This is a genomic window from Novosphingobium sp. PC22D (genome assembly GCF_002556635.1).
Taxonomy (GTDB): Bacteria; Pseudomonadota; Alphaproteobacteria; order Sphingomonadales; family Sphingomonadaceae; genus Novosphingobium.
On record NZ_MWMO01000045.1, the window covers coordinates 1 to 1,563 of the forward strand.

The following is a 1,563-nucleotide window of genomic DNA, read 5'->3' on the forward strand; positions in this document are numbered from 1 at the left end:
TCGCGCGGGCGGCCGTAGTCGTAGAGCCGGTAGGTGATGTCCGAGTTCTGCTGCACCTCGATCAGGCTCACGCCCGCGCCGATCGCGTGGACCGTGCCCGCCGGGATGTGGAAGAAGTCGCCCGGCCGGACCGAGTGCCAGTCCATCAGGTGCTCGATCGAGCCGTCGAGCGCGGCCTTGCGCATCGCCGCGCCGTCGAGCGGCTCGCGAAAGCCGATCCCCAGCCTCGCGCCCGGCTCGGCGGCGAGGATCAGCCAGCATTCCTCCTTGCCCTGCCGCCCGAGCCCGGCCGCCATCGTCTCGGCGTCGGAAGGGTGGACCTGCACCGACAGCGCCTCGCTGGTGAAGATGTACTTGACCAGAAGCTGCGGCAGTTCGGGCGGCGGCTCGAACCAGATCTCGCCGATCCGCTTGCCCGCCGGCGCGCTGAACGGCGCGGGCAGCACGTCACGGCCCCAGGGCTTCTCGACCTGGCGGATCGCCAGTCCGCCGCTCATCGCCCGGCGCTCACTGGTTCACCGCGCCCGACAGCTTGCCGACCTTCTGCGCGCCGGCCGCGGTGGTGATCATGATGTCCTCGCCGTCGACCACCACGATCACGTCCTCGAGCCCGATCACCGAGACCCTGGGCCCGTCGCTGTCGACATAGACGTTGCGGCAATCGACCAGCTCGGCCGGTCCGCGCACGCTGTTGCCGCTGGCGTCGCGATCCTGCGCGGCGTGGAGCGCGACCCAGCTGCCGATGTCGGACCAGGCCATCTCGGCGGGCACCATCGCCGCGCGCGCGGTGTTCTCCATCACCGCGTAGTCGACCGAATCGCTCTCCACCTCGGCGAACAGCGCGGCGTCGGGATGGAACCGGCGGCCCTCCTCGCGCCCCGCCGCGACCGCCGCCCTCACCGCCGCGGCAATGCCCGGTCGGTGCGCTTCCAGTTCCGCCAGGAAGTCCCTCACCCGGAAGGCGAAGATGCCGCCGTTCCAGGCGTAGCCGCCGTCCTCGAGGAACCGGCGCGCGCGCGCGAGGTCGGGCTTCTCGACGAACTGCGCGGTGCGAAAGCCCTTGTCGCCGATCGCCTCGCCGCGCTTCAGGTAGCCGAAGCCGGTCTCGGGCGAGACCGCCTCGATCCCGAACGAGACCAGCCAGCCCTCCTCGGCCAGCTCGGCGGCGGCGCGGGCCGCCCGCGCGAAGGCCGCGACGTCGCCGATGTGGTGGTCGCTCGGACAGACCAGCATCACCGCGTCCTGCGGCAACCGACAGGCGGCGAGCGCGATCGCGGCGGCGGTGTTGCGCGCCGCCGGCTCGACGATCACCCGCGCGCCCGGCGCGTCGCCGAGCTGCGCCTCGACATGCGCGACGTGCCGGGCCCCGGTCACCACCACCGGCGGCGCGAAACCGGCGCCTCGCGGACAGCGCGCCAGCGTCGCCTCGAACAGCGTCGCATCGCCCACAAGCGGCAAAAACGGCTTGGGCTTGCTCGCCCTGCTGCGCGGCCACAGCCGCGTGCCGCTGCCGCCACACAGAATCACAGGTGTCATCTGGCTCATCGGCCCCATCCTATCGCC

The 1,563-nt window shown here is 72.2% G+C and carries 2 protein-coding genes; both read right to left on the minus strand.

The window, feature by feature from the left end:
- A partial coding sequence (locus B2G71_RS23525) for a class I mannose-6-phosphate isomerase (protein WP_206049511.1) occupies window positions 1-497 on the minus strand: 497 nt, incomplete at its 3' end.
- Window positions 498-507: 10 nt separating this feature from the next.
- On the minus strand, window positions 508-1,545 hold the full coding sequence (locus B2G71_RS23530; RefSeq protein WP_098109088.1) for a sugar phosphate nucleotidyltransferase: 1,038 nt from the start codon (window positions 1,543-1,545) through the stop codon (window positions 508-510).
- Between the last annotated feature and the right edge of the window lie 18 nt (window positions 1,546-1,563).

Excerpts from the sequence above, each read along its gene's own strand:
- B2G71_RS23530 (WP_098109088.1), bottom strand. The coding sequence starts at position 1,545 with ATGAGCCAGATGACACCTGTGATTCTGTGTGGCGGCAGCGGCACGCGG.